Origin of the sequence: Streptomyces sp. I05A-00742 (genome assembly GCF_013055795.1) — a bacterium.
Taxonomy (GTDB): domain Bacteria; phylum Actinomycetota; class Actinomycetes; order Streptomycetales; family Streptomycetaceae; genus Streptomyces.
Window position 1 is genome coordinate 1 of sequence record NZ_JABETO010000026.1, and the last position, 24,792, is coordinate 24,792.

At 75.5% G+C, this 24,792-nt stretch carries 17 protein-coding genes; 11 read left to right on the forward strand and 6 right to left on the reverse strand.

Annotated elements, in window-relative coordinates:
* Together HN013_RS22375 and HN013_RS22385 are read right to left on the reverse strand one after the other, a co-directional pair.
* On the reverse strand, positions 1–329 hold a 329-nt coding region (locus HN013_RS22375), incomplete at its 3' end, for a hypothetical protein (RefSeq protein WP_212764676.1).
* A gap of 2,271 nt (positions 330–2,600) precedes the next feature.
* Positions 2,601–2,858, reverse strand: coding sequence for an ammosamide/lymphostin RiPP family protein (locus tag HN013_RS22385; RefSeq protein WP_398980533.1), 258 nt, complete (start codon positions 2,856–2,858; stop codon positions 2,601–2,603).
* A gap of 1,375 nt (positions 2,859–4,233) precedes the next feature.
* On the opposite strand from HN013_RS22385, the gene HN013_RS22390 reads away from it, so the two are divergent.
* The 6 genes from HN013_RS22390 (at position 4,234) to HN013_RS22415 (ending at position 15,526) form a co-directional block, all read left to right on the forward strand.
* On the forward strand, positions 4,234–5,769 hold the full coding sequence (locus tag HN013_RS22390) for a hypothetical protein (protein ID WP_171168995.1): 1,536 nt from the start codon (positions 4,234–4,236) through the stop codon (positions 5,767–5,769).
* The gene (locus HN013_RS22395; protein WP_171168998.1) at positions 5,766–7,052 is read left to right on the forward strand and encodes an FAD-binding oxidoreductase; all 1,287 of its coding nucleotides are present in this window, start codon (positions 5,766–5,768) and stop codon (positions 7,050–7,052) included. The genes HN013_RS22390 and HN013_RS22395 overlap by 4 nt, the downstream gene beginning before the upstream one ends.
* A complete protein-coding gene (locus tag HN013_RS22400; RefSeq protein ID WP_171169004.1) occupies positions 7,049–9,943 on the forward strand; it encodes a lantibiotic dehydratase in 2,895 nt (964 codons plus the stop codon). The genes HN013_RS22395 and HN013_RS22400 overlap by 4 nt, the downstream gene beginning before the upstream one ends.
* Entirely contained in the window at positions 9,940–11,319 is a 1,380-nt protein-coding gene (locus HN013_RS22405) for a TldD/PmbA family protein (RefSeq protein ID WP_171169006.1), read from the forward strand. The genes HN013_RS22400 and HN013_RS22405 overlap by 4 nt, the downstream gene beginning before the upstream one ends.
* Positions 11,316–12,623 carry a TldD/PmbA family protein gene (locus HN013_RS22410; protein WP_171169008.1) on the forward strand — a complete coding sequence of 436 codons (1,308 nt, stop codon included), beginning with the start codon at positions 11,316–11,318 and terminating at the stop codon, positions 12,621–12,623. The genes HN013_RS22405 and HN013_RS22410 overlap by 4 nt, the downstream gene beginning before the upstream one ends.
* Positions 12,624–13,129: 506 nt before the next feature.
* Positions 13,130–15,526 (forward strand): hypothetical protein, encoded by a 2,397-nt coding sequence (locus HN013_RS22415; protein ID WP_171169010.1) that lies wholly within the window; start codon positions 13,130–13,132, stop codon positions 15,524–15,526.
* 61 nt (positions 15,527–15,587) lie between these two features.
* Here the strand turns inward: HN013_RS22415 and HN013_RS22420 are convergent, their stop codons facing one another.
* Complete coding sequence (locus HN013_RS22420; RefSeq protein WP_171169012.1) at positions 15,588–16,154, reverse strand: hypothetical protein; 567 nt, start codon at positions 16,152–16,154, stop codon at positions 15,588–15,590.
* A 223-nt stretch (positions 16,155–16,377) separates the two neighbouring features.
* Here HN013_RS22420 and HN013_RS22425 point away from each other — a divergent pair, with 223 nt between their 5' ends.
* The 3 genes from HN013_RS22425 to HN013_RS22435 are packed head-to-tail and all read left to right on the forward strand — an operon-like array spanning position 16,378 to position 18,903.
* Positions 16,378–17,799, forward strand: coding sequence for a hypothetical protein (locus HN013_RS22425; protein ID WP_171169014.1), 1,422 nt, complete (start codon positions 16,378–16,380; stop codon positions 17,797–17,799).
* The gene (locus HN013_RS22430; RefSeq protein ID WP_171169015.1) at positions 17,796–18,071 is read left to right on the forward strand and encodes a 2Fe-2S iron-sulfur cluster-binding protein; all 276 of its coding nucleotides are present in this window, start codon (positions 17,796–17,798) and stop codon (positions 18,069–18,071) included. The genes HN013_RS22425 and HN013_RS22430 overlap by 4 nt, the downstream gene beginning before the upstream one ends.
* A gap of 13 nt (positions 18,072–18,084) precedes the next feature.
* Positions 18,085–18,903, forward strand: a complete 819-nt coding sequence (locus tag HN013_RS22435; protein ID WP_171169017.1) for a class I SAM-dependent methyltransferase — start codon at positions 18,085–18,087, stop codon at positions 18,901–18,903.
* 459 nt (positions 18,904–19,362) lie between these two features.
* Here the strand turns inward: HN013_RS22435 and HN013_RS22440 are convergent, their stop codons facing one another.
* Complete coding sequence (locus HN013_RS22440; RefSeq protein ID WP_171169019.1) at positions 19,363–20,454, reverse strand: lipopolysaccharide assembly protein LapB; 1,092 nt, start codon at positions 20,452–20,454, stop codon at positions 19,363–19,365.
* A gap of 236 nt (positions 20,455–20,690) precedes the next feature.
* Here HN013_RS22440 and HN013_RS33985 point away from each other — a divergent pair, with 236 nt between their 5' ends.
* Together HN013_RS33985 and HN013_RS33175 are read left to right on the forward strand one after the other, a co-directional pair.
* The gene (locus HN013_RS33985; RefSeq protein WP_171169028.1) at positions 20,691–23,096 is read left to right on the forward strand and encodes a lantibiotic dehydratase; all 2,406 of its coding nucleotides are present in this window, start codon (positions 20,691–20,693) and stop codon (positions 23,094–23,096) included.
* 110 nt (positions 23,097–23,206) lie between these two features.
* Positions 23,207–23,359 carry a hypothetical protein gene (locus HN013_RS33175; protein WP_249375253.1) on the forward strand — a complete coding sequence of 51 codons (153 nt, stop codon included), beginning with the start codon at positions 23,207–23,209 and terminating at the stop codon, positions 23,357–23,359.
* A 44-nt stretch (positions 23,360–23,403) separates the two neighbouring features.
* On the opposite strand, the gene HN013_RS33180 is transcribed toward HN013_RS33175, so the two are convergent.
* Positions 23,404–23,685, reverse strand: a complete 282-nt coding sequence (locus HN013_RS33180) for a hypothetical protein (protein WP_249375255.1) — start codon at positions 23,683–23,685, stop codon at positions 23,404–23,406.
* A 333-nt stretch (positions 23,686–24,018) separates the two neighbouring features.
* Positions 24,019–24,639, reverse strand: a complete 621-nt coding sequence (locus tag HN013_RS22455; protein WP_171169035.1) for a DsbA family protein — start codon at positions 24,637–24,639, stop codon at positions 24,019–24,021.
* Between the last annotated feature and the right edge of the window lie 153 nt (positions 24,640–24,792).

The window sequence follows — 24,792 nt, forward strand, 5'->3', positions numbered from 1 at the left end:
GCCGGCGGCGTGGGAACGGCCGTCCGGGCGCCGACCCGGCCGCGCAGCTTCGACAGGGCGCGGAGCGCGGCACGGTCGCCGTCCGCCCGCGCCCGGGCCACCGCCGCCGGGAACTCCTCCCGCAGCAGCGCCTCCCGGAGCTCGTCCGCGTGCCGCAGCGCCGCCGCGCACCGCCGGGCCGCCTCGGCGGTGCGGGGGGCCGCGAAGGCGTCGAGCAGCGCGAAGGGAAAGCCGGCGCGCCGGACCAGGAAGGTGTCGGTGACGCGCCAGGGGGCCTGCGGCCGGCCGGGGGATCCCGTCGTGCTCTCGCTCGCCGGGCCGTCGCTCATCGGACCGCGGTTCATCGGACCGCGGTTCATCGGGCCGTCGCTCATCGGACCGCCGCGAGGTCGTAACGCACCGCGTGGAACGGCCGGTTGAGCTTCGTCCGGGGCGACGGCAGACAGGCGAGGGCGTCCTCGGCCGAGCCCCGCGCGAGGGCGGCCGCCAGGGCGTCGGAACCGTCGCGCGGACAGGTGAGGGCGGCCAGCGGCCGGCCGGCCTCGCGCAGGGCGGCCGACGGGTCCTCGTCCCCGGCGCGGGCCAGCGCGGTGCCGGTGGCGGCGAGGGCGACGAGCAGCGGATCGCCCGTGCGGCGGGCGTGCAGGGCGGCGCGCCCGTACCACTCGGCGGCCTCCTCCGGGCGGTCCGGCAGCAGGAGCCGCCCGAGTTCCAGCGCGATATGGGCCGGGTAGAAGTCGTCACCGCTGTCCTCGGCCAGTTTGCAGGCCGCGCGCAACCGGTCCGCCGCCTCCTCGGGCCGGCCCGCCCGCACCAGCAACCCGCCCTCCCGGTAGGCGTGGTGCTTGAAGAATGTGTCGCCCCAGCCGAGGCTCCGCTCGGAGAACTGCCGCCACACCTTCAGCGACGCGTCCGGTTGCCCGCCGTACTCGCGCAGCACACTGATGTTGGAGATCAGATTGACCTTGAGGTGGGTGGCGTCCGTGGTGGATAGCCGGCCGACCAGGCGGACGGCCGTACGTTCCGCGGCCAACGCCTCGGCCGCCTCGCGGAGTTGGACGTGGCCGAGGGCCTTGACGTTGTACAGCCAGGCCGCCTCGACCGCCGCCACCGGACTGTCGTCGCCCTCCAGCGCGGCGAGCCCTTCGGCGACGTCGCGGAAGCCCGCCGGGACGTCGCCGACGCGTTTGATGAGCAACAGGGCGCGCAGCAGCCGGGCGCGGGCCCGCACCGGGGCGGGGCCGAGGTCCACCGCGGCCGCGAAGTGGGCGAGGGCGGACCGGTAGTCGAGCAGGAAGACGTGGGTCATGCCCAGGTAGCGGTGGGCCAGGCCGCGCAGCGCGGCGACGTCCACGACCGCCGTCGCGTCGACGCCGAGTGAGCCGGGGTCGTCCCCGAGCACGTCCGGGGTGAGCAGCGCGCGGACGCGTTCCGGATCGAGCCCGGGAGCCCTCACCGTCTCGGCGAGCAACCGGTGTGCGGCGCGCACGCCTTCGTCGTGGTTGGTGCTGAAGAACGCGGCGCGCATCACGCCGNCCCCGAGCACGTCCGGGGTGAGCAGCGCGCGGACGCGTTCCGGATCGAGCCCGGGAGCCCTCACCGTCTCGGCGAGCAACCGGTGTGCGGCGCGCACGCCTTCGTCGTGGTTGGTGCTGAAGAACGCGGCGCGCATCACGCCGAGGGCGGCGGCCACCGCCTGCTCGGGAGTGCTTGCCTGGCACAGCCGTTCGTACCAGGCGGCCTCGGGGATCCGCCCACGTCGGGCGGCGGACGTACCGGGGCTGTCGGCACCGGTGGTGGCGGCCGGTTTCGAGGGGGCGCCGGGCGTGCCCGGGAGCACTATGCCTTCGAGCCGTGCGACCAGGGCGTCGAGGATCCTGTGCCGCAGGGCGAGGGCTTCCCGGGCGGCCTCGTCCGCCTCGTCGGGCGTGCGGTCCAAGTCGGCGAGCACCAGGCGGAGTCGGGAGCCCGCCAGAGCCGCGCGTTCGACCAGGTGCGGGAAGGACCGCAGCGTCGGCAGGTCGAGGGCTCCGGTGTGCCGGACGACGACGGTCAGCGGGTGGTCCGACACCGCCGCCACCACGGCCTCGGCCGCCGCCGTGATCACGCGGAACATCTGCTCGCTCTCCGCGTGCAGGCGGCGCTCCGAGCAGGTGGCGGCGATCACGGTCAGCGGGGCCGCGTCCGGATACGTACCGGGGAACAGCACGTTCCACTCGGGACGCCGGCGGGCGGCGACCGCCCGCACGGCGTCCGGGCGCCGTGCGGCCACCGCGGTGAGCAGGGACCGCAGACCGTCGAGACCGCGGTGGCGCCCCGGCCCGGGGTCCACCACCAGGGCGCCGACGGCCTCGTCCTCGGGTGGACCGGCGGCGAACAGGAGTGCGGACGGGCGTGTCGGAGAGGTGGTGGGATCGTGCACAGCGATTTCCCCCGTCGGTCCCCGTGCGGTGACCCGCCGGGGTGTGGTGCGTCCCGTGATGGCCGTGCTTCCTGAGCACGCGGGCCCGGGCGCACGGGGCCCGCCGCGCTCAGGGGAGAGCCGGCAGGCGGCCAACGCCCGTGACAGTGCCGGTGGATGGGACACGCGGCAGCTCAGGTCAGGCCAGTGGCGCGATGCGGTTCTCGATCTCGTCGAGCATGAAGTCCATGTCGTCGAGGTCGTCGTCGAACTCGTCCTCCGCCGACGGATCCTGGTGCTCACCTTCCTGGCGTCCGGTCTCCTCGACCGCTCCTGGCGCGACGGCGCGCGCTTCCGGCTGTGCTCCGGCCGCCGGCGTCACCGCGGCCTCGGGCTCTTCCTCCGGGCGGGCGGCGCTGGTCTGTTCGGTGACGGACATGTCGTTCCCCCATGACATCGGCTCCACGAACTGAGGGTGATTTGTCAGCTCATGGTCAGCCTGTGTGAAGTGTAAGGAAAATGATCGTAAGTGGAGCTTTGTGTGCCGCGACGAACGGTAGACCTGGCGCACTGGCCGGTGCAAGGGCGGCCGGGCTACAGTCCGTTCGCGACAGGCGCACGGCACGACGTGAGCGCTCGCCGCACGGTTCCACGGCGGAACCGGCGGGGCGCTGGATCGGGGGACGTGATGCAGGCTGCGCCGCGGCAGGGCTCCGCCGTGGCCGGAGCCGACGGGGGCCGAGGGTGGCATCCCGTACCGCGCTTCCTGATCCGCAGCGCCGGTTTCGGCTTCGCCACCACCGACCTGCGCCATCCTCCGCTCGTCGCCGCACTCGCGGTCCGGCGTGCCGCGGGGGACCGCCTCGCCCGGTTGCTCGGGGAATGGTCCGCTGTCCATTTCCCGGCCGCAGTACGGCAGTTGGAGGCGGAAGGGGCGGACCGGAGTCGCTTCAAGGACCTCTACCGCCTCCGCAGGGACGTCGACCGGGGGCGGTGGCCGGCGGGCGCCGCCGGACCGGCCGTACTGGAGGGGAACGCGGCGGCTCTCGCCTGGGCGCGGTGCTGGGAGCAGGCCGTCCTGGACGTCGGAACGGCCGAGCGCGACCTGGACGAACAGATCGGCGAGGCCGTACGGGCCGGCCGGCGGAAGCTACGTGAACTGCCGGACGACACCCGGTTCCGCGCGGCCCTCGCCGCCTCCGGCCCCGACGCGCTCGCGCGCATCCTCCGTACCCTGACGGTCGACCCGGACGGTACGCGTTCGGCCACCCGGCAGGACGAACGGCTCCTGTACGCCTACGCACAACGGCTGGCCACCAAGAACGAGACGACTGCCTTTTTCGGTCCCGTCGACTACGCGGAACTCCGCCGCGCCGACGGCACGGAGTCGGCCGCACGGCTGCCCGGCGACCCGGCGACGGCCCTGGAGTACACGCCGGATCCCGTCCAGGCGTGTCTGCTGCGCCTGTCCCACTGGGTGGTCCAGGAGCTCGCCACCCGCGCCGCCGCCGACCCGGCCGTCCGCCCGTACCTGCCCCTCGCACTGCGCGACGGCTGCCGCCTGGAGGCTCCGGGACACCTCGTCTCCGCCATGACCGGACGACGTGCCGTGCTCGCTCCGGACCACGCCGCGTTGCTGGACGCTCTCGCACACCGGGGGGACACGGCATGGATCGAGCTGACGCAACGTCAGCAAGGTTTGGCGGACGAGCTGTTGGCGCGCGGCACCCTCGTCTCCCCGCTGCTCGTGCCCGNACCACGCCGCGTTGCTGGACGCTCTCGCACACCGGGGGGACACGGCATGGATCGAGCTGACGCAACGTCAGCAAGGTTTGGCGGACGAGCTGTTGGCGCGCGGCACCCTCGTCTCCCCGCTGCTCGTGCCCGCCGCCCTGGACCACCCGGCCCAGTGGCTGGCCCGGCGGTTCCGGGAACTGGAGAAGGCCGGGGCGACGGGCGTCGGACGTCACCGTGAGTTCCTGGAGCGGCTGACCTCCGCCGCCGACGCGCTCGCCGCCACCGGCCACGCGGCGCGGGAGCCCCGACTCCGCGCCCTGGAGCAGGAGTTCACCCGCACGACGGGCGTTCCCGCGCGGCGGGGCGCGGGGGAGCACTACGCCGACCGGCTGGTGGTCGGCGAGGACTGCCGGGGCGCGGTCCGCCGGTGCGTGGTCCCCGAGGACGGCACCCGCGCGCTGGCCTCCCGGCTCGACCCGCTGCTGACGCTGTGCGGGTCCTTCACGGTACGGGTCCAGCGGGCCGTGGAGCGGCACGCCGCCGAGGTGCACCGCGGCCTGGGCGGCGGAGCGGTCCCGTACCTCCGGCTGGTCGCCGCCCTCGACCGGACCGTGAGCCCGGACCGGGTCCAGGACGAGCCCGACGTGGCCGGCTGGCTCGACCGGCTGGACGCCGCCGTCCTCCGGGCCGAGCGCGCCGGCGTCAGCACCCCGGCCCCCGATGACCTCGACGCCCTGCGGTGCGACCTCCCCGACGGCCTGCTGGCCTCACCGGACCTGCTCCTCGGCGCCGACCCGACCGTCCCGGGCACCTCACTGGCCGAACTCCCGCTGATCGTCGGCGAGATCCACCACGGCGCCCAGGTCTGGACCCACCTGAGCGCCCTGGACCCCGACCCCGACCGCACCGCGCGCGACGTCGCGTACGCCCTGCGCGCCCACGACCCCGGCATCGCCTCCGTCCTGCACCGCCGGACGCAGGGCAAGGCGTTCGAACGCGAAGTGCCCGGCCCCGTCGTGACGTTCCGCACCCGGCCCGCCCTCCCGCACGACGACGTGTGGCGGGCCGAGGACCTCACCGTCGTGGCGGACGGTGACGGCCGGCTCGGGCTGCGCGCCCCGGACGGGCGCGCCCTGCGCCTGCGCCCGCGCCATCCGCGCAGCGCGGGCAACTGGCTCTTCGGCCCGCCCCCGCTGATCACCCCGGACGTGCTGCGCGCTGCCCCGCGCGCGCCCCGGGTGGTGATCGGCGACGTCGTCGCCTGGCGCCGCCGCTGGACGCTGGACACCGCCGCGCTGGACGCCCTGCGCCGGCCCACCGGACCGGCGGCCCTGGTGCGCTCCGCCGACGCGCTCGTCACCCGGCTCGCCCTGCCCGACCTCGTCTTCGTCCGCGCCGACCACGCCCGCAAGCCCGTCTTCGCCGACCTGCGCTGCCCCACCAGCCTCGGCCATCTCGCCCACCACCTGCGGACGGCCCGGGCGGCCCGGCTGACGGAGATGCTCCCGCGCCCCGGACAGTGGTGGCTGCGTCCGGGGGGCCGGCGGGTCGGCTGCGAGTGGCGCCTGACCTTCGACTGGCGGCCCGGGGACGGACGCGACGGAACGGGAGGGAAGGTGACGGGGTCGTGAGCGACGACGTGACAGGGGACGGGGGTGGCGCCGTGCGGACCGGGACGTCGGCGGAGGAGGGCCGGAGGAGCGGGTCCGCGGCGGGGTCAGGTGACCGTTCCGTGCCGCCCGGGCCCGGCACGGACCGGGCGGCGACCGCGGCGGAACCTCCGTCCGGGACGTACGACGTCGCCGTCATCGGCGCGGGCGTGGTGGGCGCCTCCACGGCCCGTGAACTCGCGGCGGCCGGGGCCCGCGTCCTGCTGCTGGACCGTTCGAGCCCGGCGGGGGCGGGGTCCCGCGCGGCCGCCGGGGTCGGCGTCCCCTCCGTCCGGCTGCTGTCCGACCCGGCGCTGCTCGCCTTCGCCCTGGCCGGCCGCCGGGCCCTGGAGGAGGACGTGACCCGGCTGACGGCGCTCACCGGCCGTCCCCTGGCCGTCCGTTGCGGTGTCCTGCGCCCGGTGCCGGACGGGAAGGAAGCCGAGCGGCTGCTCCGACTCGCCTCCGGGCAGGAGGAGTTCCTGGGCACCTGGGTGCCCCGCGAGGCGCTGCGCGAGCGCGAGCCCGCGTGGCGCGGGACCGCGCACGGCGCCTTCCACGACCCCGGTGCGCTCGTGGTGGACGCGGCGGGCTACGTCGACGCACTGGTCGCCGAGGCCGTCGCGGCCGGAGCGGACACCGCCCTCGGCACCGGGCTCACCGGCCTGGAGGACGGACCGGGCGGCGTACGGCTCGCCCTCGCCGACGGCCGAACGGTCTACGCCGGAAGGGCAGTTCTGGCCTGCGGCGCGTGGGCGGGTGCCCTGCCCGGCGGACCGCCGCTGCCCGTCCGGCCGGTGCGCGGCCAGATGCTGCGGCTCGATCCCGGCCCGGAGGGCGACGGGCCCCCGGCCGGACCGCGCCACATCGTCTCCGGCCCTCTCTATACGGCTCCCGCGCCCGGCGGGGGCGGTGTGCTGGTCGGGGCGACGGAGGAGGACACCGGTTTCACGGAGGGGCCCACGGCCGAGGGCGCCCTCCTGCTGCTGGCCCACGCCGCCAGGTCGTGGCCCCGGCTGCGCGCCGCCCGGCTGGCCGCCGTCTGGTCCGGCTTCCGCGCCGTCACCCCGGACGGCAGGCCGCTCATCGGAACGCCGCCCGGCCGCCGGCGGCTCGTCGTCGCGTCCGGCCACGGCGGGCAGGGCATCCTCACCGGCGGGCACACCGGGCGCCTCGTCGCCCGCCTCCTCGCGGAGGGGCGGGAGGACGTACCGGAGACGGCGCCCTTCTCCCCCTCACGCCCTGGACTCGGAGCGTCCGCATGACCGCGCCGCACCCCCGGTGGCTCTTCCACGACCACGCCGTCATCCGCAGCACCGGCTTCCCCTGGAACCTCCTCGACGTGCTCGAACACCCGCTCACCGTCGCCCGCGTCCGGGACGTCGAGCGGGCGGAGGACACCCTCGCCGACGCCGTCACCGCCGTCGTGGACGCCGGCCGCCGCCACCCTCACGCCCTCGCGCCCCGCGACTCGCGCCGCCTGCGCACCGCACTCAGCCGCCGCGCGCCCCTCCCCGCCGACCTGCCCGCACCGGACCCGCCCGGGCTGCGCGCCGCGCTCGCCCGGTACGGGTGGGCGCACGAGGCCGCACGGTCGGCCGAGGCCACCGCGCGGCACACCCTGGAGACCGAGACGGCCGCCCGCCACGCGGCCCTGGTCGAACTCGCCGGCGACCCTGCCGTGCGCGAGGCACTGTGGCTGTCGAGCCCCACCATGCACGACCGCGGCCTCGCCGAACTCGCCGGCCTCGCCCACCGCCCCGCGACCGGCCGGGCCCGCAGGCTGCGCCGCCAGTTCGGCGGCTACGTCCAGCGACTGGCCGCCAAGAACGAGACGACCTCCTTCTTCGGCCCCATCACCTACGCCGACTTCACCGAACCCCCCGCGGACCACCCCCCACCCACGACCGGCCCACCCGCCGCCCGCCGCACCCACCTCGCCCACTGGGCCGTCCTCCTCCTGGCCGACGCCATGGCGGCGGACCCCCGCGTACGCCCCTTCCTGCGCCCCCGACGCGACGCCCGGCTCGCCCGTACGGCCGACGGCACATGGCGGATCGCGGGCCGCCCTCTCGACCTCGACGCCGGCCTGACCGCCGTGCTCGACGCGGCCGACGGACGGACGACGTGCGCGGAACTCGCCGCGGCGGCGCGTGCACGCGCCGAGTCCCCGGGGGCCGACCGCGCAGTGCCCTGCCCCACGGAGCGGGGGCATTCGGAGACGGAAGCGGCAACAGCCCGTCGCGCCGGTCCGCCCGGTTCCGGAACGGCGGGGGAAGGGGCGACGGAGGCCGGTTCGCCGACGGAGGGGTCGGCCGGACCGGCGGGAGGAAGGAGCGTCGGCGGCGACGTGGCCGGCCGCGCGGAAGTGCAGGCCGTCAGCCGGGAGACGGCCGCCCGCGAGACGGCGGGGGAGGAGACGACCGGGGCCGGCGAGGCCGGCTTCCCGGCGGAGAGGGCACCGGGACGGTCCGGGAGCGTGGATACGTCGCCTGCATGCGTGGGAGTGCCCGGCGTCGGCCGGGAGACGACTGCCCGCAGGCAAGCGGTGGACGCGCCCGGGCCCACGCCGATGGACGGCTCCGACGGCATCACCACCTCGCACCCGCCCGCGGACCTCACCCGCGCCGCCCCCGCCCTCGTCCCGCCCGCCGTCGAGGAAGCCGTACGGCGCGGCCTCCTGCGCCTCGACTGTCACCCGCCCATCACCGCTGTCGACGCCCTCGGCCGGCTCCGCGAGGACATCGCCGCGCTGCCCGCCGCCTGCCCGGCGCGGGACGAGTGGCGGCGGCGCGCCGACGGACTGCACGAGGCCGTCGCCGCGTTCAACCGGGCGGGGCTGGAGCGTCGGCGGGAGCTGCTGGAGGGGATCGAGGCGGAGCTGGGCCGGATCACCACCGGGCCGCTGCGGCGCGGCGGCGGCCAGTGGTACGCCGACCGGACCGTCCTGCACGAGGAGTGCCTGGGCCCGTGCAGCCCGCTGCCGCTGGGCGGACGCCTGCACGGTGCCCTCGCCGAACGGCTCGCCCCCGCGCTCTCGCTGCTGGCCGCCGAGGCCGTCGCCCGCCACCGGGCGCTGACCGCCGCCTTCCTGGCCCGGCACCCGGAGCTGGCCGACGGCCGTGAGGTCCCGCTGCTGCGGCTCCTCCGCGCCGACGCCCGCGCGGAACCTCTCGCCGTACCCCGCACCCGCACCCCGGCGGGCGCCGCCCTCGAAGCGCTCGTCGCCGCCGCGCCACCCGACCGGCCGCTCGTCGTGGACCCTCGTCTGCTCCCTGAACTCGACCTGGGAGACGATCCGTTGATCGCCTCACCCGACGTGATGATCCCCACCGGGGACATCGGGCGCGTCAGGGCGGGCGACGCGCTGTTCGTCCTCGCCGAGTGCCACGACACGCTCCTGCTGTGGGGCTGGGCGCTCCAGTTCCACCCGGACGCCGACGGGGTACGGGCGCGCGGCGCGGAGCTCCTGCGCCGGGCGGCCGGAGGGCGCGTGCTTGCCGGCGTCCTCGGTTCGCGCCGCGCCAAGATCGTGCCCTTCGACTTCCCGGGGCCGCTGGTGGACGTCGGCTCCGGGCCGGTCCCCGACGACCGGCGGATCCCCGTGGGGGCTGTCGTGGTGCGCCTCGACGGAGGACGGCTGGTCTGCGCCGCGCCGGGCACGGGCGGCGTGTTCCTGCTGCACCACGGCGAGCTCGACTCGCCGGTGCACAACGTCCTCGCCCCGCCGAAGGTCAACCCCGTGGTGTTCGGCGAGGGCGTGCGGCTGCCCCGGATCGTCCTCGGCGACGTGGTCGTCCAGCGCGCCCGCTGGACCCTGCCCACCACCGAGTTCTTCCCCCCTGGCACAAAGGACGCGCCCCCCGACCCGTACACCGCCCTGCGCGCGGCCCGGCACGCCGCCCGCCGCCACGGCCTCCCGCGCCGCACCTTCCTCAAGGTCCCCGGCGAACGCAAACCCGTCCTCCTCGACCTCGACGCCCCCGCCCTCCTCGACCTCGGCGCTCACCTCGCCCGCGCCGCCGACCGCGTCGTCCTGACCGAACTCCTCCCCGGGCCGGACGAACTGTGGCTCGCCGGGCCCACCGGCAGGCACTGCGCCGAACTGCGCACGACCGCGGTCCTGGACCGCGGCGAGGAAGGGACGAGCCGATGACCTCCCCGCTGTCGCCGCCGCCCGCTCCCGGGCACCTGCTCCCCGCTCCCGACGCGGACGCCCTGGCCCTGGCCCTGCGCCGCCACGGTCCGCACACGCTGGCCCTGTTCCGCCGGGCCGACACCCTGACCGTCCATCTGCGCGACGGCGAACTGACCACGCTGCGCCGAGGCAGCGCGGGCGCCTGCGCGGAGCTGAGCGACGGGGACGGACGCCGCCACCTCTTCACCGCACCACCCACGGCCGAGGCACTGGCCGCCCTGATCAACGCATCTGACGCAACGTCAGAACAGGTCATTGCACCGGACCCCGACGACGACGGCCTGCCCGCCGACATCCTCACCACGCTGCCCGCCCTGCTGCGGGAGGTCGCCGACCGCATGCTGCGCTGCCCGGCCCCCGGCCTGGAGCCGCGGCTCGTCGCCGACGCCACCCGCGAACGGGTGAGCGTCGTCCGGGCCGACGGCACCGCCGCGCACGACGACCGCCTCCGCCTCGAACTCCGGGTCGGCGCCCGGCTCATGGACCACCGGCAGGCCCAGTCCCTGCGCGTGGTCTCCGGCCGGGAACCGGCGCTGCTCACCGAGGGCGGCCGGCACCTGCGGGCGGCGGAGGAGGCGGCCCGCGCCGCCGCGGAACGGGCCGAGGCCTGGGACCCGCCGCAGGGAACCCTGCCCGTCGTCCTGGGCCCCGGCTGCCCCGGCGCGCTGCTGCACGAGGTGTGCGGGCACGGCCTGGAGGCCGACGTGGCGACGGCGCCGGGAGCCGCGTACGGCGTGCCGCCGGGCACGAGGGTCGCCTCGCCCCTGGTCACCCTCGTCGACGACCCCACCGCCCCCGACCGGGCACCGCTGTACCGCACGGACGACGAAGGCCACCCCGCCGGCCCCGCCGTGCTCGTCGAACGCGGCGTCCTCGTACAGCACCTCACCGACGCCACCACCGCCCGCAGGACCGGCCGCCCCGCCACCGGTCACGGCCGCCGCCTCGACCACACCCACCCGGCGCTCCCGCGCATGGCCTGCACCTACCTCGCCGCCGGGGACTCCCCGCCGGAAGCCGCGCTGGACGGCGTGCGCCGGGGCCTCTACGTCCGGTCGATCGTCGCGGGCGAGACCGACATGAGCGGCGGCGGTTTCACCGCCTCGGTGACCGAGAGCCACCTCATTGAGAACGGCCGTCTCACCGCTCCCGTCCGGGCCGCGACCCTGCGCGGCACGGGCACCCACGTCCTGCGCGACATCGACGTCGTCTGCGACGACCTGGACTTCTTCGCCTACGGATTCCAGTGCGGCAAGCTGGCGCAGTACCCGCTCACCGTGTCCGTCGGACAGCCGACCGTCCGGGTGGCCGCCCTGGCCGTGGGGGACCGGTGACGCCCGCCGAATGCGCCTCCGAACTCGTCCGTCACATAGAGAAGTCGGGATGCGACGAGGCCCTGGTGCGCATCGAGGACGAGACGCGCGCGGAGGACCGCAGGGCCCACGACGGCAGCCGCACCGAGCGGCACGGACGGCACCGCGTCGTGACCGTCTCCGCCCGGGCCGGGGACCGCCGGGCCACCGCCGTGGCCGAGGGCGACGCGCCCGACCTCCTGGCCACCGCCGGGTGGGCGGCCCGCAGCGCCACCGGCCGTGCGGACGAACCTCCGGACGACCCCGGGGCCGGACGCCCGTTCCCGCAGCCCGAGGCGTCGGCGCCCCACCCGATGCCACCCCGCGCCGAGCGCGACGCCCTGTTCCGAGCCCTGTCCTCCGGCCCCGCCGCCGAGGCCGTCCTCGGCGCGGAGTACCAGGGGGTGGCCGTCCGGGCCGCCTGCGCCGCGACCGGCGCCGCCCCGGCGTCCTGGGACGGGGTCCGCCACCGGCTCTGGCACTGGACCGCCGGACCCGGCGGCAACCACCTCGAAGGCAGCGTCACCTGGGGCGACCGGGCACCCGACCCGGCCGTCCCCCGCACCTGCCGCGAGGAACTGGCCGCCGCCCGCACCGGGGCCACCGCCCCGCCCGACGGAACCGTTCCCGTCCTGCTCGCCCCCGCCGTCACCCTGCACCTGCTCGGCCTCCTCGCCAGCACCCTCAACGGACGCAACGCCGCCCAAGGGCTCCGCGGCCTCCTCGACCGCACCGGCCGCCGCATCGCCGCACCGGCCGTCACCGTCGTCGACGACGGCCGGGCCGGACACGGCCCGTACGGCGCACCGGTCGACGACGAGTGCACCCCGACCGGCCGCACCCCGCTCATCACCGACGGCGTCCTCCACGGCTTCCTGCACTCCCGCGCCACCGCCACCGCCTGCGGCCACCGCCCCAACGGCTGCGCCGTACGCACCCTCCCCGGCGGCCCCGTCCGCCCCGGCCCGCGCGGCCTGCGCCTGCTCCCCGGCCCCACGACGGCGGACGGACTCCGGCGCGCGATGGGGAACGGCATCGAAACCGTGGCGGCCCTCCACCCCGCCGTCCGGGGCGACGGCGGACGCCGCATCCGCCTCGACGCGTACGGATGGCTGGTCGCGGACGGGACCAGGCAGCGGCCCGTGGGGCCCCTGCGCGTCGAGGTCGGCCTCTTCGGCTGGCTGAAGCAGGTCGCCGGCTGCGGGGACGAACTCCTGCACTCGGCCCTGTTCCCCGGACTCGCCGCCCCCGCCGTCCTGTTGTCCGAGGCGCGGGTGACGGGATGAGCGTGAATCGACGGACGGAGAACGCGATGCACGACGACGGCTCGGCGGGGGGTGGGACGGGACCGGTGGGGGCAGAGGTGGCCTGGGGCGAGCCGGGGTCGGCGGGCACCGGCGTCCATGGCAACGCTGTTTGGACCGGTCCAGGATCGGTAGTTGCCGGAGGTCATGGCGCCGCTGTCTGGAGCGGGCCCGGGCCGGTAGGTGCCGGCGGCCATGGTGGCGCGGCTCGGAGCGAGCTCGGATCTGTGGGCCCGGTGGGTGCCGAGATGGCCTGGAGCGAGCCGGGGTCGGCGGGCACCAGCGGTCATGGCGCCGCCGCCCGGAGTGGGCCTGGGTCGGTAGGTGCCGACGGGCGTGGCGGCAGGGTTCGGAGCGAGCCCGGACCAGTGGGCCCGGTGGGCGCGGACCGTCGCGATGGCGCTGCACGGCCCCCGGGTGCGGGCCACCGGACGGAGGAGGACTGTGGCCCCGCACAGCGGGCCGAACTAAGCGCACCCGAATGGGAGTTGCACCCACGTGCCGCCCTCCGCGCAGCCGGATTCCCGTTCGCCACCGTCCACGACCTCGTCCCCGCGGAGGCACGCGTGGACCTGGCCGCCGTGGACACCGCCTGGGAACAGGCCGAGGAGATCCGACACGACCTGCTCACCCGAGCCTTCCCCGCCGCACTCGCCCACATCCCCGATCCCTCCCTCCGCAAGCTGCTGAGCAGGGCCCGCTCCGCCGTCGGCAGGCACCGCCCCGCGCACACCGCCGCCCCGCCCCCCGCCGACGAACCCGCGACCGAGCTCCATACCCGCCTCACCCACTGGAACGACGCCCTGGCCGCCGCCCAACAGGCCCAGGACCGGCTGGACCGCCGGTGGGAACACGTCCGCGCGTCCGTACGCCGCCGCCTGCACAGGGCCGCCGCGGACGAGGCGCTGCACGAGGCGGCACTGCTGCTCAGCCCGTCCTTCCGCGCGGCCCTCACCGCGTACGCGCGCGCCCCCTTCGCCCCTCGGCCCGACCGCCGCACCCGGGCCCTGGAACAGCGGATCACGCTCTACCTCCAGCGGCTGGCCGCCAAGAACGAGACGCACAGCTTCTTCGGACCCGTGGGACACGCAGTGCTGGCGCCGGGGGAGCCCGAGGCCGTCCAAGTGGTGGGGACGCCGGGCGCAGGACCGCCCCGGGTGTTCAGCAGCCCGCGGGTGGCGGAGGGGCTGGCCCGGGCGATGGCCGCCGACCCCGGCCTCGGACCCGTCCTCCCGCCACGCCGCTCACCCGCCTACCGGTCCGCCGGCGGCAACCGGCTCCAACACGCCTTCACGGGCCGGAAGCTGACCCTGTCCGACGGCGAACTCCGCACCTGGGAGCGGTCCGACGGACGCGTCGCGGCCCGCGACCACGACGAGGAACCGCTCCGGCGCCTGCTCGACGCGGGCGTCCTGCTCGCCGCGCCGGCCGTCGACCCGTGGTGCGCCGAACCCCTCGCGTCGCTCGCGCACGCTCTCCTCCCGCTGCCCGACGAACCCGCCGTCCGCCGCTGGCGGGAGTGCGTCGCCCGGTTCGAAGCCGGCATCGAGGAGTTCGCCCGCACCGGCGGCGACGCGCGGGCCGTGGCCCTCGACGACCTGGAGCGCGAGTACGGGCGGCTGACCGGCGAACCGCCGCAGCGCGGCGGAGGGCGGATGTACGCCGACCGCAGTGTGCTCTTCGAGGAGCGCGAGAGCACCGTGTCCCTCCGGTTCGGCGGTGCCCTCGCCGACGCGCTCACCGAGGGGCTGGCCCCCGCGCTCACCTACTGGGCGGCGGCGGCCTGCCAGCGGCACGCGGCCCAACAGCGGTACGCGGCCGAGGCGTTCGATGCCCTGTGGCCCGGACGGACCGATGTCCCGCTGCTCACCTACCTCGTCGGCCTCGCCCGGGCACCCCGGCCCCTCACCCTCGCGCCGACCCCGGCCGAGCAGTGGGCGCACGCCCGGGTGGGGGAGGAGCCCGGTGAGGTCGTCCTCGATCCCCGGGAGCCGGCCGCGCTCGCCGGCGCGATCACGGGGCCCGTGTTCAGCTCGGTCGACGTCCTGATCGACGCGAGCGCGCCCGACCGGCTCGCCGAGGGCCGCCTCGTCCTCGGCGAGGCCCACGCAGGTCATCTGCTCTCGGTGTTCCCCACCGACCACTTCGCCCGGCTCGCCGACCCGGAAGCGGCCCTCCGGCGCGACCGGGCCCTGATCGAGACACTCGCCGCCGGCGGACGTCGGATCGGCCGCCTCGTCGGCGGGCGCACCACCAAAATCTTCCCGTACCCGCTGCCCGCCCCCGCGGTCGCCGTGCAGCTGCGCCCCCACCTCGACCCCGCATCCGCCGTACCCGCCGCCGACCTCCGGGTGCGCCGGACGGCCGAAGGAGTCGAACTCCTCGACCAGGAAGGCCCGTTGGTGCTGCTCCCGCCCGTGCGCCCGGCCGAGGGGGCCGACCCCTTCGCGGCGCTCTGCCTGCCCGCCGTGGAGAGCATCCCGTGGGGGCTGGGCGCCGTACGGCCCCGCGTCCGCGTCGGGCGTACGATCGTCCAGCGCGCCGGCCGTGAATGCCCCGCACCCGAAGAGCTGCCCCGGACGCGTGATGCCGCCAGGATGCGTGCCGCGCGCGCCTGGATGCGCCGGTACGGGCTCCCGGAGCTGGTGTTCGTCCGCGTCCCCGGCGAGCCGAAACCCACCCTCGTCGACCTCGGGAACCCCCTGTCGGTGGACGCCTTCACCGGGCTGCTGCGAACGGCGGCTGACCGTGTGCCCGGACCGGTCTCCGTAGGGGTCAGCGAGATGCTGCCGGGCCCCGACGGCCTGTGGCTGGGCGCCGAAGGAGCCCGCCTGACCTGCGAGTTGCGCATCCTGGCCACCAGGCCGGCCCGACCCGCCGAGTAGACACGGGCGGTGACGGTGGCAGCGGCGCGCGGCACACGCGGAAGTGTGCCCGACGCGCGCCTCAGGAGGCCCCGTCCGCCGTCCCTTCTCCCTCACGCAGCACCGACCCGCGCAATTCGCGTGACAGGTCGATGAGTTCACCGGCGAAGAGAGTGACGGCACGGCTCCGGAACTCCTCGGGCGTCAGCCGCACCGTGACGTCCTCGCCGGCCTGGCCGACGATGACGCCCGAGGGCGATTCCGCCTTGGCCTCGTCCTCCTCGTCGGTGCTGTCGAGGGAGAGCGCGAGCGCGCCGGCGACGGAGGAGCGGGCCGACTTGGCCACGCTCACATCGTCCAGACCGAATCCGATGTAGGCGGCGATGAGCCTGCCGGACTCGTCGACGACGCGGATGCCCTTCGGTATTCCGTTGCCCCCGCTCGCGGTGAGCGTGACGACGCCATGGTCCGCGCCGGTCAGGGAGAGCGTCGCCCGGGTCGTCCCGGGGTTGGCGAAGTGGTCGTCCGGCTCCTTCCCGGCCAGGCGCTCCGCTTCCAGATGACCGGCGGCCGCGCCCTCGGCCTTCCTCCGGTCGGCTTCAGCGCCCTTGGCCCCGCGCGTTCCGGGAATGTGTTTCTCCGCGGTCATGACGGCCTCCCCTCCCGCACGCTCCCCTGCGTGCCCCCTTTCGCCTACCCAGGGCCCGGGCGGCGACGCAGGCCGCGGACGCCCGGGGCCGACCGTCCCGGATCGCCGGGACGCGAACCGCTGTTTCGGAGTGTTCGGCGCGGCTAGCATCGCTGTGACGACGGGTGTGCGGGTGGGTCGTCCGTATCCCGCTGAATCGTGCAGTCGTGACTCCGGGGGGATCATGCCACGTACAACCATGGCCCTGACGCATCCGCTCACGGCGCCCGCTGCGGTGCCGATATCCGAGTTGGAGCCCGATTTACGGCCGGTCGGCGAGCCGGTGTGCGGGGTGCGCCCGATTGAGGTTCCGCTGGTGGTGCTGAGCGGTGAGCGGCGGGAGACGCTGTTCGCGCGGCCCCTGCCCGGCCACGACGACGCGGCTCACTTCCGGGCGATGGGGCCGTTGCGTGCGCTCGGCACGCTCGCCTCCACCCGGACCGGGTTCCTGCTGGAGCACGCCCCCGACTTCCGGGGCCCGGTCGCGGACCTCTGCCGGGCGGCTGCCGCGCAGTACGTCCAAGGGGATGCGGTCAGGTTCCGCGAGTGGTTCGACGGCCGGGCGGCGAGCCTGGACCAGGGCCTTGTGCGGTACGCCGGGTCGCTGCCCGCGTCCGGGGCGGAACGGCTGATGGTGCCGCTGATCTACCTGAACCACATGTGGCGGCAGGGCTCTCCGAACGCTGATGCGGCGACCGGGCCGAGCCGTATGCCGGAACCGCTGGACAGCCTGCTCGGCTCCGTGGCGGGGGCGGTCGGGATGATCCCCCGGTTCAACCAGATCGTGATGACGATGCTGGCCTTCGAGCTGGACGGGGTACCCGGTGGCGCGGAGCTGTCCCACCGGGACGTCGCCGCCGTGGAGCGCATGCGCCCGGCGTTCTGGCTGAACGAGGGCGACCGGAGCGAACTGGAGCTGTACCGGGCCTTCTACGCGGTGGAGGCGTTCGGCGTCCCGCTCTACGGCTGGGGCTGCCACGCGCTGGAGTGCGCTGCCGCCGACGACCGGGCCGGGGGTGCGCGGGCGCTGCGCATGGTGCAGGCGGTGATCCGGCATGTCTACATGATCACCAAGCGGCTGATGCCCCGGATCGATGCCGACGAGTTCCGGCGGATCCAGGTCACGTGCGGCTGGGTCGGTGACGAGGTGACGGGCGTCGCCTCGGGGTACCAGCTCCCGTTCATGCTGATGCTCGACTCGCTGTTCCATGTGAACTACAGCCATCCCGGCGTCATCGCCGCGCGGGCGAACAACCTGCGGTTCGTACCGGCGGACTGGAAGGCGTTCTTCCGGATGATCTATGACGTGCGGCCCGCGCTCAGGACGTGGGTCCACGAGTCCGGCGACGGCCCGCTCGCCGAGGCGTACCGGTCCTGCACGGACCTCTTCACCCTGTTCCGGAACATGCACCGCCACCTCGGCGGACAGGTACTCAAGGGCGGCACCACGACCGGCCGGGTGTTCGACAGCGCCGCGGCGAACTACGAGCAGTTCATGTCCGAGATGGCCGGTCTGGTCGACGACACCGCGGCGGCGGGCGACGTGTCCCACCCGGCGGCACCGGACAGTCCGCCCGCGGCGGCCAGCCGAGGGGCGGGCACGTGATCACCGTCAGCATCGCGGGCCGGACGATCGAGGTCGCGACGGGCACGACCATGCAGCGCATCTTCGACGAGCACGACACCCCCGTCACGTTCGGCTGCCGGGCGGCCCGGTGCGGCACCTGCATGATCAGGGTGATATCCGGTGCGGACAACCTCAGCCCGGCCGGTCCGGACGAGCGCGCGGTGCTGGACGTGCTCGCGTTGTCGCCCGACTGCCGCCTCGCCTGCCAGACCACCGTGTTCGGCACGGTCGCCATCGAAGTCGCGGACTAGGGAGCACAATTCCATGACCAGCCGGCCGGCCTACGTCCTGCGGCACTCGGACCACGAGACCCGCCGTCTGGCGACCCAGGCCGCTTTCTACGCCGAGCACACCGACCGGCTCCTGGAGACAGCCGGGATCACCGAGGGGATGAACGTCCTCGACGTCGGGTGCGGCGCGGGCGATGTGTCGATCCAGCTCGCGCGCATCGTCGGGCCGGCCGGTTCGGTGGTGGGTGTGGACGCCGACGCGGGCGTGCTCGGCTCGGCCCGGCGGCGTGTGGCCGAACTGGGCCTCGGCAACGTCACCTTCCGGCAGGCCACCCTCCCGGACGTCACCCTCGACCGGCCCGTCGACGCCGTCGTCGGGCGGCTGATCCTGATGCACCTGCCCGATCCGGCCGGCACGATCAGGGCACTGTCCACGCTGGTTCGCCCGGGTGGCGTGATCACTTTCCAGGACTTCAACACCACCAGGATCCGCTCGGTGCCCGCCATGCCGCAGCTGACGAGGTGCGTCGCGGTGGTCAACGACTGCCTGCGCGCCGCGGGCCGCACCCTGGACACCGGCGAGCGGTTGTACTCCCTGTTCCTGGCGGCCGGGCTGGCGGGTCCCGGGCTCGCCGTGGTGGTGCCCACGCCGGAGGACAAGGAATCGGCCGTGGTCATGCTGGGACAGACACTGCTCACCGCGCTCCCGTTCGCCGAGGAGTCCGGGGTGGTCGCGCCGGGCGACTTCGACCCGGACACGCTGATCGACCGGCTCCGCGAGGAACTGCGGGACACCCCGTGCGCGGTCTACCTGGCCGAACTGGTGGGTGTGTGGGCCCGTTTGCCCGGCTGATCCCCGCTCGATGACGTTGCGGCGAGGCCGAGGCCACCGCCCCCGGCGATGCCGCGCCGGGAGGGCACGAGACCCGCACCACGATGCGCGACGGGCACCGGGAGGGCAGGGCGTCGACCACGCGGGCCGGCGACCAGGACCTTGCGATCCCCGAGGTCCGCACGGATCGTTCTTCCCGTCGTCCGTCGTCCGTCGTCCGTCGTCCGTCGTCCGTCGTCCGTCGTCCGTCGTCCGTCGTCCGTCGTCCGTCGTCCGTCGCCCGTCGCTGCCGGAGCGCCGGCGCAGGATGGGCCGGGCCGGGCCCTTCACGCGCGCCGCGGTCACGGAGGCGCGGTGCACGGCGTGACCGCCCGCAGGCGGTCCGAACACCTCACACACCGCGCCAACCACCGGCCTACGGCGGGTTCCGGGGAACGGCGACCGTCCCCCGCGGCCGACCGGCGCGTCCGCCCGCCCCCGTCAGGACACCACTTCCCCGGCCCGCAGCCGGGCCCGGGCGGCCCGCGCCTCGGCCTTCAGCCGGGCCGCCTCCTCCGCCCGGCCGTCCCGGCCGGCGAGCGCGGCCAGGGCCGCGAGCGGACGCCAGGTCGCCAGGCTGTGGTCCTCGACCGCGACCGGGGCCGCGTCCCGCCCCAGCCCGTGGGCGGTACGGAACGCCTCCTCCGCCGCGCGGAACCGGCCGGACGCGGCGTGCAGTTCGCCCGTCAGGTACCAGCCGTCGGCGAAGCGGGGAGCCCGCCGCACCGCCTCCTCGGCGAGCCGCAGCGCGTCCTCCGTCGACCGCAGCGCCACGGCCGCGCACGCCTCGTAGTAGTCGACGAGCGGACGCCGCTCGTCGTCCGGGCCCGCCGCACCGCGCCAGACGGCGGCCAGTTCGCGCACCTCGGGCCACTGGTGGGCGGAGTAGTGGCAGTGGAACAGTCCGTAGAGCAGCTCCGGATCGCCGGGCGCGTTCGCGAGCGCCACCCGGTACGCCTCCGCGGTCCGCGCGATGCGCTGCTCCGTCAGGCCCGGCCAGCGGGCGGGCCAGTGCTCCAGGACGATGCCGGTGTGCGGCAGCGCGTCCGGGTCGACGACGGTGCCCTCGCGCACCACGTGGGCGTACACCAGACCCGTGAACCGGGGCGGTGGCGTGCCCGGACCGCAGCCGCGGGCCTCGTTCTCCTCGGTGTACGTGTCGCGTTCGCCCGTGCGGTGCCGCACCCCGACCGCGGCGGGGCCCGGCCGCGCGCTCCAGTCCCGCGCCCCGCGGGCGGCCGGCGTCTCGTCGGCGTAGGCCATGATCCACGGCCCCCCGCCGAGCCGCCCGGCCACGGTGGTCAGCAGATCGCCGTAGTGGTGGCGCCAGGGCATCGGTACCACCGGAGCGCCCAACTCAACGGCGCACTCCGTCACTTCAGGCCCGGCGTCGGCGGAGAAGACGGTCACCTCTCCGATCTCCCGCAACATCGGCACCGTCGTGGCCAGGCACTGCGCCTCGGCGGCGACCTGGGCCAGCACCGCCACCCTGACGCCGTCGTCACCGGTCTTCCCCGCACTGTGCGCCGCCATGACACCCCCCGTGGTCCCCGGTGCCCCCGCGGCCGACTCCCGGCCCGGTGGTGCCCTCGACCGCCCCGCCAGTCCGTCGTGAACTCCGCTGATTCGGCACCGAATTGACGCGATATACACCAGATACCCATTACCATATCAGTCGAAGTGGGGCCTGTCCGGGTCCCGGGCCGACGGCCGGACGGGGGCCTCGCATGGGGGACGACGCACAGCGGACACACGGACCGGCACCCGACGTGACCGGAGCCCCCGACGCTCCGGATGGACCCGGCGTACCCGAACAGCCCGGCGGATCGGTGCCGTTCGCCGGCGGGCACCTGTGGTTCTCCGTCTTCCCCTGGGTGCTGCTGCGCACCCCCGGCCTGCCCGCCGACACCCTCGAACCCCTGGCGGACCAGGAAGCCCTGCACGCCGTGGAACAGGCCGTCGACACCACCCGGCTCGACGCCCTGACCGAGGAGTTCGCCCGCGCGCTGCCCGCCGCCCGCGCCGCGTCCCGCAGTCACGCCGAGGCCACCCGGCTCTCCCGCGCCCTGCGCACCGTCCACCGCGCCGAGCCCCTCACCGACACCCAGCTCGCGGCCTGGAACGCCCGCGGCGACGCCGCCCTCGCCCACCGCTGGCAGGCCGCCGTCGCCGCACACGTCGCGGCCGACGGGCGAGCCGAACGGCTGCACGCCGCGGCGCTCGGACGCGCCCGCGCCCACCTCACCGCCCGCTGCGCCGAACCGGACGTGGCGCACGCCGTGTTCCTCTCCAGCCCGGACTTCCACGACAACGCCTTCACCCACCACGTCCTGCGCGGCGACGGCACCGGCACCCACAGCAAGTCCCGCCAGGCGTACGCCACGGCCGCCCGCTACCTGCGCCGGCTCACCGTCCGCTGCGAACTGACGTCGTTCTTCGGGCCCGTGCACTTCGTCCGCCTCGACCCGGCCGAACCCGACGGCCTGCGCCTGGACGCCCCGGCCCCCGAGCACGTCCTCGTCGAGCCGAGCACCTGGCTGCTCGACCGCCTCAACCGCACGGCCCACCGCGCGATCCCGCCCGCCCTGCGCCGCCCGCGCCGGCATCCGCTGGTCACCGAGGGCGCCGGCGGGCTCGTCAGGGGCACGGACGGTGCCGTGTTCCCCGTCGGACCGGCCGCGCTCGCCCTGTGGCGCGCCCTCGACGGGGACCGCACCTCCGCCGAGGCCGCGGCGGCGGCCGGACTCGGACCGGCCGAGGTACCGGGCCTGCTGCGCGAACTCACGGGCACCCTCGTGCCGTTGGCCGACGTGCCGGCCCACGCCCTCGACGCCTGGGACACGGTCCTGGCCCGCAGCCCGGAGGCCGGACCCGCCGCGGACCTCGAACGGCTCCGCCGGGAGTTCGCCACCGCCCCCTGGCCGGCCCGCCGGGAGGTCTTCGCCCGCGCCGAACGGCGGGCGGCGGACGTCCTCGGCCCCGCGGCGGAGGTCCGGCGCGGCAAGGGCGAACACTACGCGGACCGTTACGTGTTCCACGAGGAACGCACCCATCCGCTCAGCGGGCGCACCACGCTCGGCGCGCCCGCCGTCCGCGGCCTCACGTCCGCCCTCGCCGACGTCCTGCCGCTGAGCTACCTCGCCGCCCTCGTCCGCCGCGAGGACGCCCGGGAGTCCGTACGGGCCGCGACCGGCGGTACCCGCGTCCCCCTGCTCGACCTGCTCCGCGCCGACATCCCCGAGGTGCGCACCCGCACCGACGCCTTCACCGCCGGGCTGACCGCCCTGGTGGCGTCCCGCACCCGGGACGGCCGGGCCGCCCTGACCCGGGAGGACATCACCGCGCTCGCCGGCCGCTTCTGCCCGGCCATGGACCCGCGGGACCACCTCGCCGCCCTCTGCGGCCCGGACGTCATGGCCCTCGGCGACCCGACGAGCGCGCCGTGGCTCCTCGGCGAACTCCACGACGACGGAAGCTACTTGGCGGGCGGCGTGAGCAGACTGCACCCTGATGGACCCGCCCTCCGCGCCGACCTGCTCGGCCGGGTGGCCCGGGTCCTGGACCCCGCCGGCATGGCGGCCGTCGTCTCCCGCCGCCGCAACATGTTCCTCGTCCCCGAGATGCCGGGACTCTCCGTCGAGCTCAGCGGCATGTCGGGCAAGCCGCGCTCCGACACCGTGCCGATCAGCGAGATCACCGTCGACGCCGACGGCACCGCCGTCCTCGCCCGCGGCCGCAGGCTGCGGCTGTACAGCGGCGACATCCCGTCCGTCCAGCACCGCGCGCTCAGTGTGCCGTGCCTGGTCCCGGTCCCCGTCACCCTCGGCACCCGCACCCCCCGCGTCCTCGTCGGCCCGACGGTCCTCCAGCGCGCCCGGTGGGAGGTGGACCTGCCCGAGCTCCCGACGGGCTATCCCGGGTGGCGGGCCCTGCACCGCATCCGCTGCCGGCTCGGCCTCCCGCGCCGGGTGTTCGTCCGCGCCCCGGAGGAGCGCAAACCCCTCCACACCGACTTCGCCGACCCCCTCGCCGTGGCCGACCTGGCCCGGCTGGCCCCGGGCCGGGTGACCGTCTCGGAGATGCTGCCGGGCCCCGACCGTCTGTGGTGGCGCCCCGACGGCCGGCGCGCCCACTGCGCCGAGCTCCGGCTGGCGTGCCTGGTGGGGTTCGGGTAGCGCGACGGGCCGGCCCGCCCCTTTCCGGGCGGACCGGCCGCTGTTCATCGAGGGCGCGGAACCGTGTCCTCAAGGGATCTGTGTTCCGGTGCGAGGGTCAGGCACGCACCGTGTACCAGGCCCCCACGCCACCGCAACCGCTCGCCGAGAAGTTGGTGCTGCGGTACCCCGGCGGGATGGGGGAGCCGGAGCAGGTCCAGATGCCGTTGCGGACGAGTTGGTGGTACCAGGCGCCGATGCCGTTGCAGCCGGTGCGGGCGTAGTTCGTGGTGACGTAGCCGGCCGGAATGGGCGAGCCCGCGCAGGTCTAGCGGCCGTCGCGGGCGAGCTGGTGGTACCAGGCGCCGATGCCGCTGCAACCGTTGCGGTCGTAGTTGGTGATGACGTAGCCGGGCACGATCGGCGAACCGGAACAGGTCCAGATGCCGTCCCGCACGGGCTGCTGGTACCAGGACCCCGCGCCGTTGCAGCCGTTGCGGTTGTACGCGGTGATCACGTACCCGTCCGGGACGGGAGCCCCCGAGCAGGACCATCCGCCCGCCTTGACGGCCGCCGCCTCGCCCGTGGTCGCCCCGGTGAATCCGGCCACGAGTAACGCGACCGCCCCGACGGCCGCGGCGAGTCTTCCGCGGACCGTCGCCCTTGTGGTTCCCGTTCTCTTCGCGTCGAGTCGACCCGCGTCGAGTCGGCGAAGACCCCACCATGAACGGAATTGACTGTTCAATTCACACCGATCCCCTCGTCATGCCCATTTCAGGGCTGCTGTCGGCGGTAAGGACACCGGAGGGCGAGGGAAAAGTCATCAGACTCGACATCGATGTGAGAAGCGCATCACACTCCGTGAACAATCGCGCGAGCGGTGGCGGACATGGTAAGCGATCACGCCGACCGCGGGCGGCGCCCGTCGGCGCCGCCCGTTCCGTCAGGCCGCGGTGCCCGCCTGCGCCGCGGCCGCCGTGCGGAGAGCGGCGAGAAAGGCCTCGGGCGACTGCGCACCGTTCACTGTGCTCCCGTCGTCGAAGAGGAACAGCGGCACACTGCGCACGCGGAGCCCGGCGACCGTCCGGAAGCCGGCGGCCGTGGCGTCCGTGCCGCCGTCCGGGTGCCAGTCCACCCCGTTCCGTGCCGCGATGTTCCGCAGGACGGTGAGGTCGGCGACGTTGAGGCCCTCGGTGAAGTAGGCGCCGAACAGCCGGGCCACGGTCTGCTCTCCCGCTCCCTGGGCGGTCGCCTGGGCGATCAGACCGTGGGCCGCGAGGGTGTTGGCGAAGACCGCGCGGTCGTAGCGGATCTCCAGACCGCTGCGCGCGGCCACCTCGGTGAGGTGGGCGGTCCTCTCCTCGGCCGACGGCCCGAAGACCCGCCGGTGGACCTCGCGGAGGGGCTCTCCGTCCGTGGGGGCGTCCGGTGCGAGCTGGAAGGGCAGGAACTCGGTCTCCAGCACGCCGCCCTCGGCACGGAACCGCTCCGCGGCCCGCAGGTAGTGGGTGAATCCCAGGAACGACCAGGCGCACGCGATGTCCAGCACGATACGGACCTTCATGGCGACGAACTCCTTGCGGTGACGATCTGAGGCGGAGGACGACGGCGGTCACTCGGACTCCGTCGCCGGCGCCGCACTCCTTGGTACGGACACGAACCTACGGCCGGCCCGACCTGGGTCACATCTGTCGAATGACCGGGTTCATGCCCCCCT

Coding starts and splice junctions, on each gene's coding strand:
- HN013_RS22385 (WP_398980533.1), bottom strand. CDS start 2,858: ATGTCATGGGGGAACGACATGTCCGTCACCGAACAGACCAGCGCCGCC.
- HN013_RS22400 (WP_171169004.1), top strand. CDS start 7,049: ATGACCGCGCCGCACCCCCGGTGGCTCTTCCACGACCACGCCGTCATC.
- HN013_RS22405 (WP_171169006.1), top strand. CDS start 9,940: ATGACCTCCCCGCTGTCGCCGCCGCCCGCTCCCGGGCACCTGCTCCCC.
- HN013_RS22420 (WP_171169012.1), bottom strand. CDS start 16,154: ATGACCGCGGAGAAACACATTCCCGGAACGCGCGGGGCCAAGGGCGCT.
- HN013_RS22425 (WP_171169014.1), top strand. CDS start 16,378: ATGCCACGTACAACCATGGCCCTGACGCATCCGCTCACGGCGCCCGCT.
- HN013_RS22435 (WP_171169017.1), top strand. CDS start 18,085: ATGACCAGCCGGCCGGCCTACGTCCTGCGGCACTCGGACCACGAGACC.
- HN013_RS22440 (WP_171169019.1), bottom strand. CDS start 20,454: ATGGCGGCGCACAGTGCGGGGAAGACCGGTGACGACGGCGTCAGGGTG.
- HN013_RS22455 (WP_171169035.1), bottom strand. CDS start 24,639: ATGAAGGTCCGTATCGTGCTGGACATCGCGTGCGCCTGGTCGTTCCTG.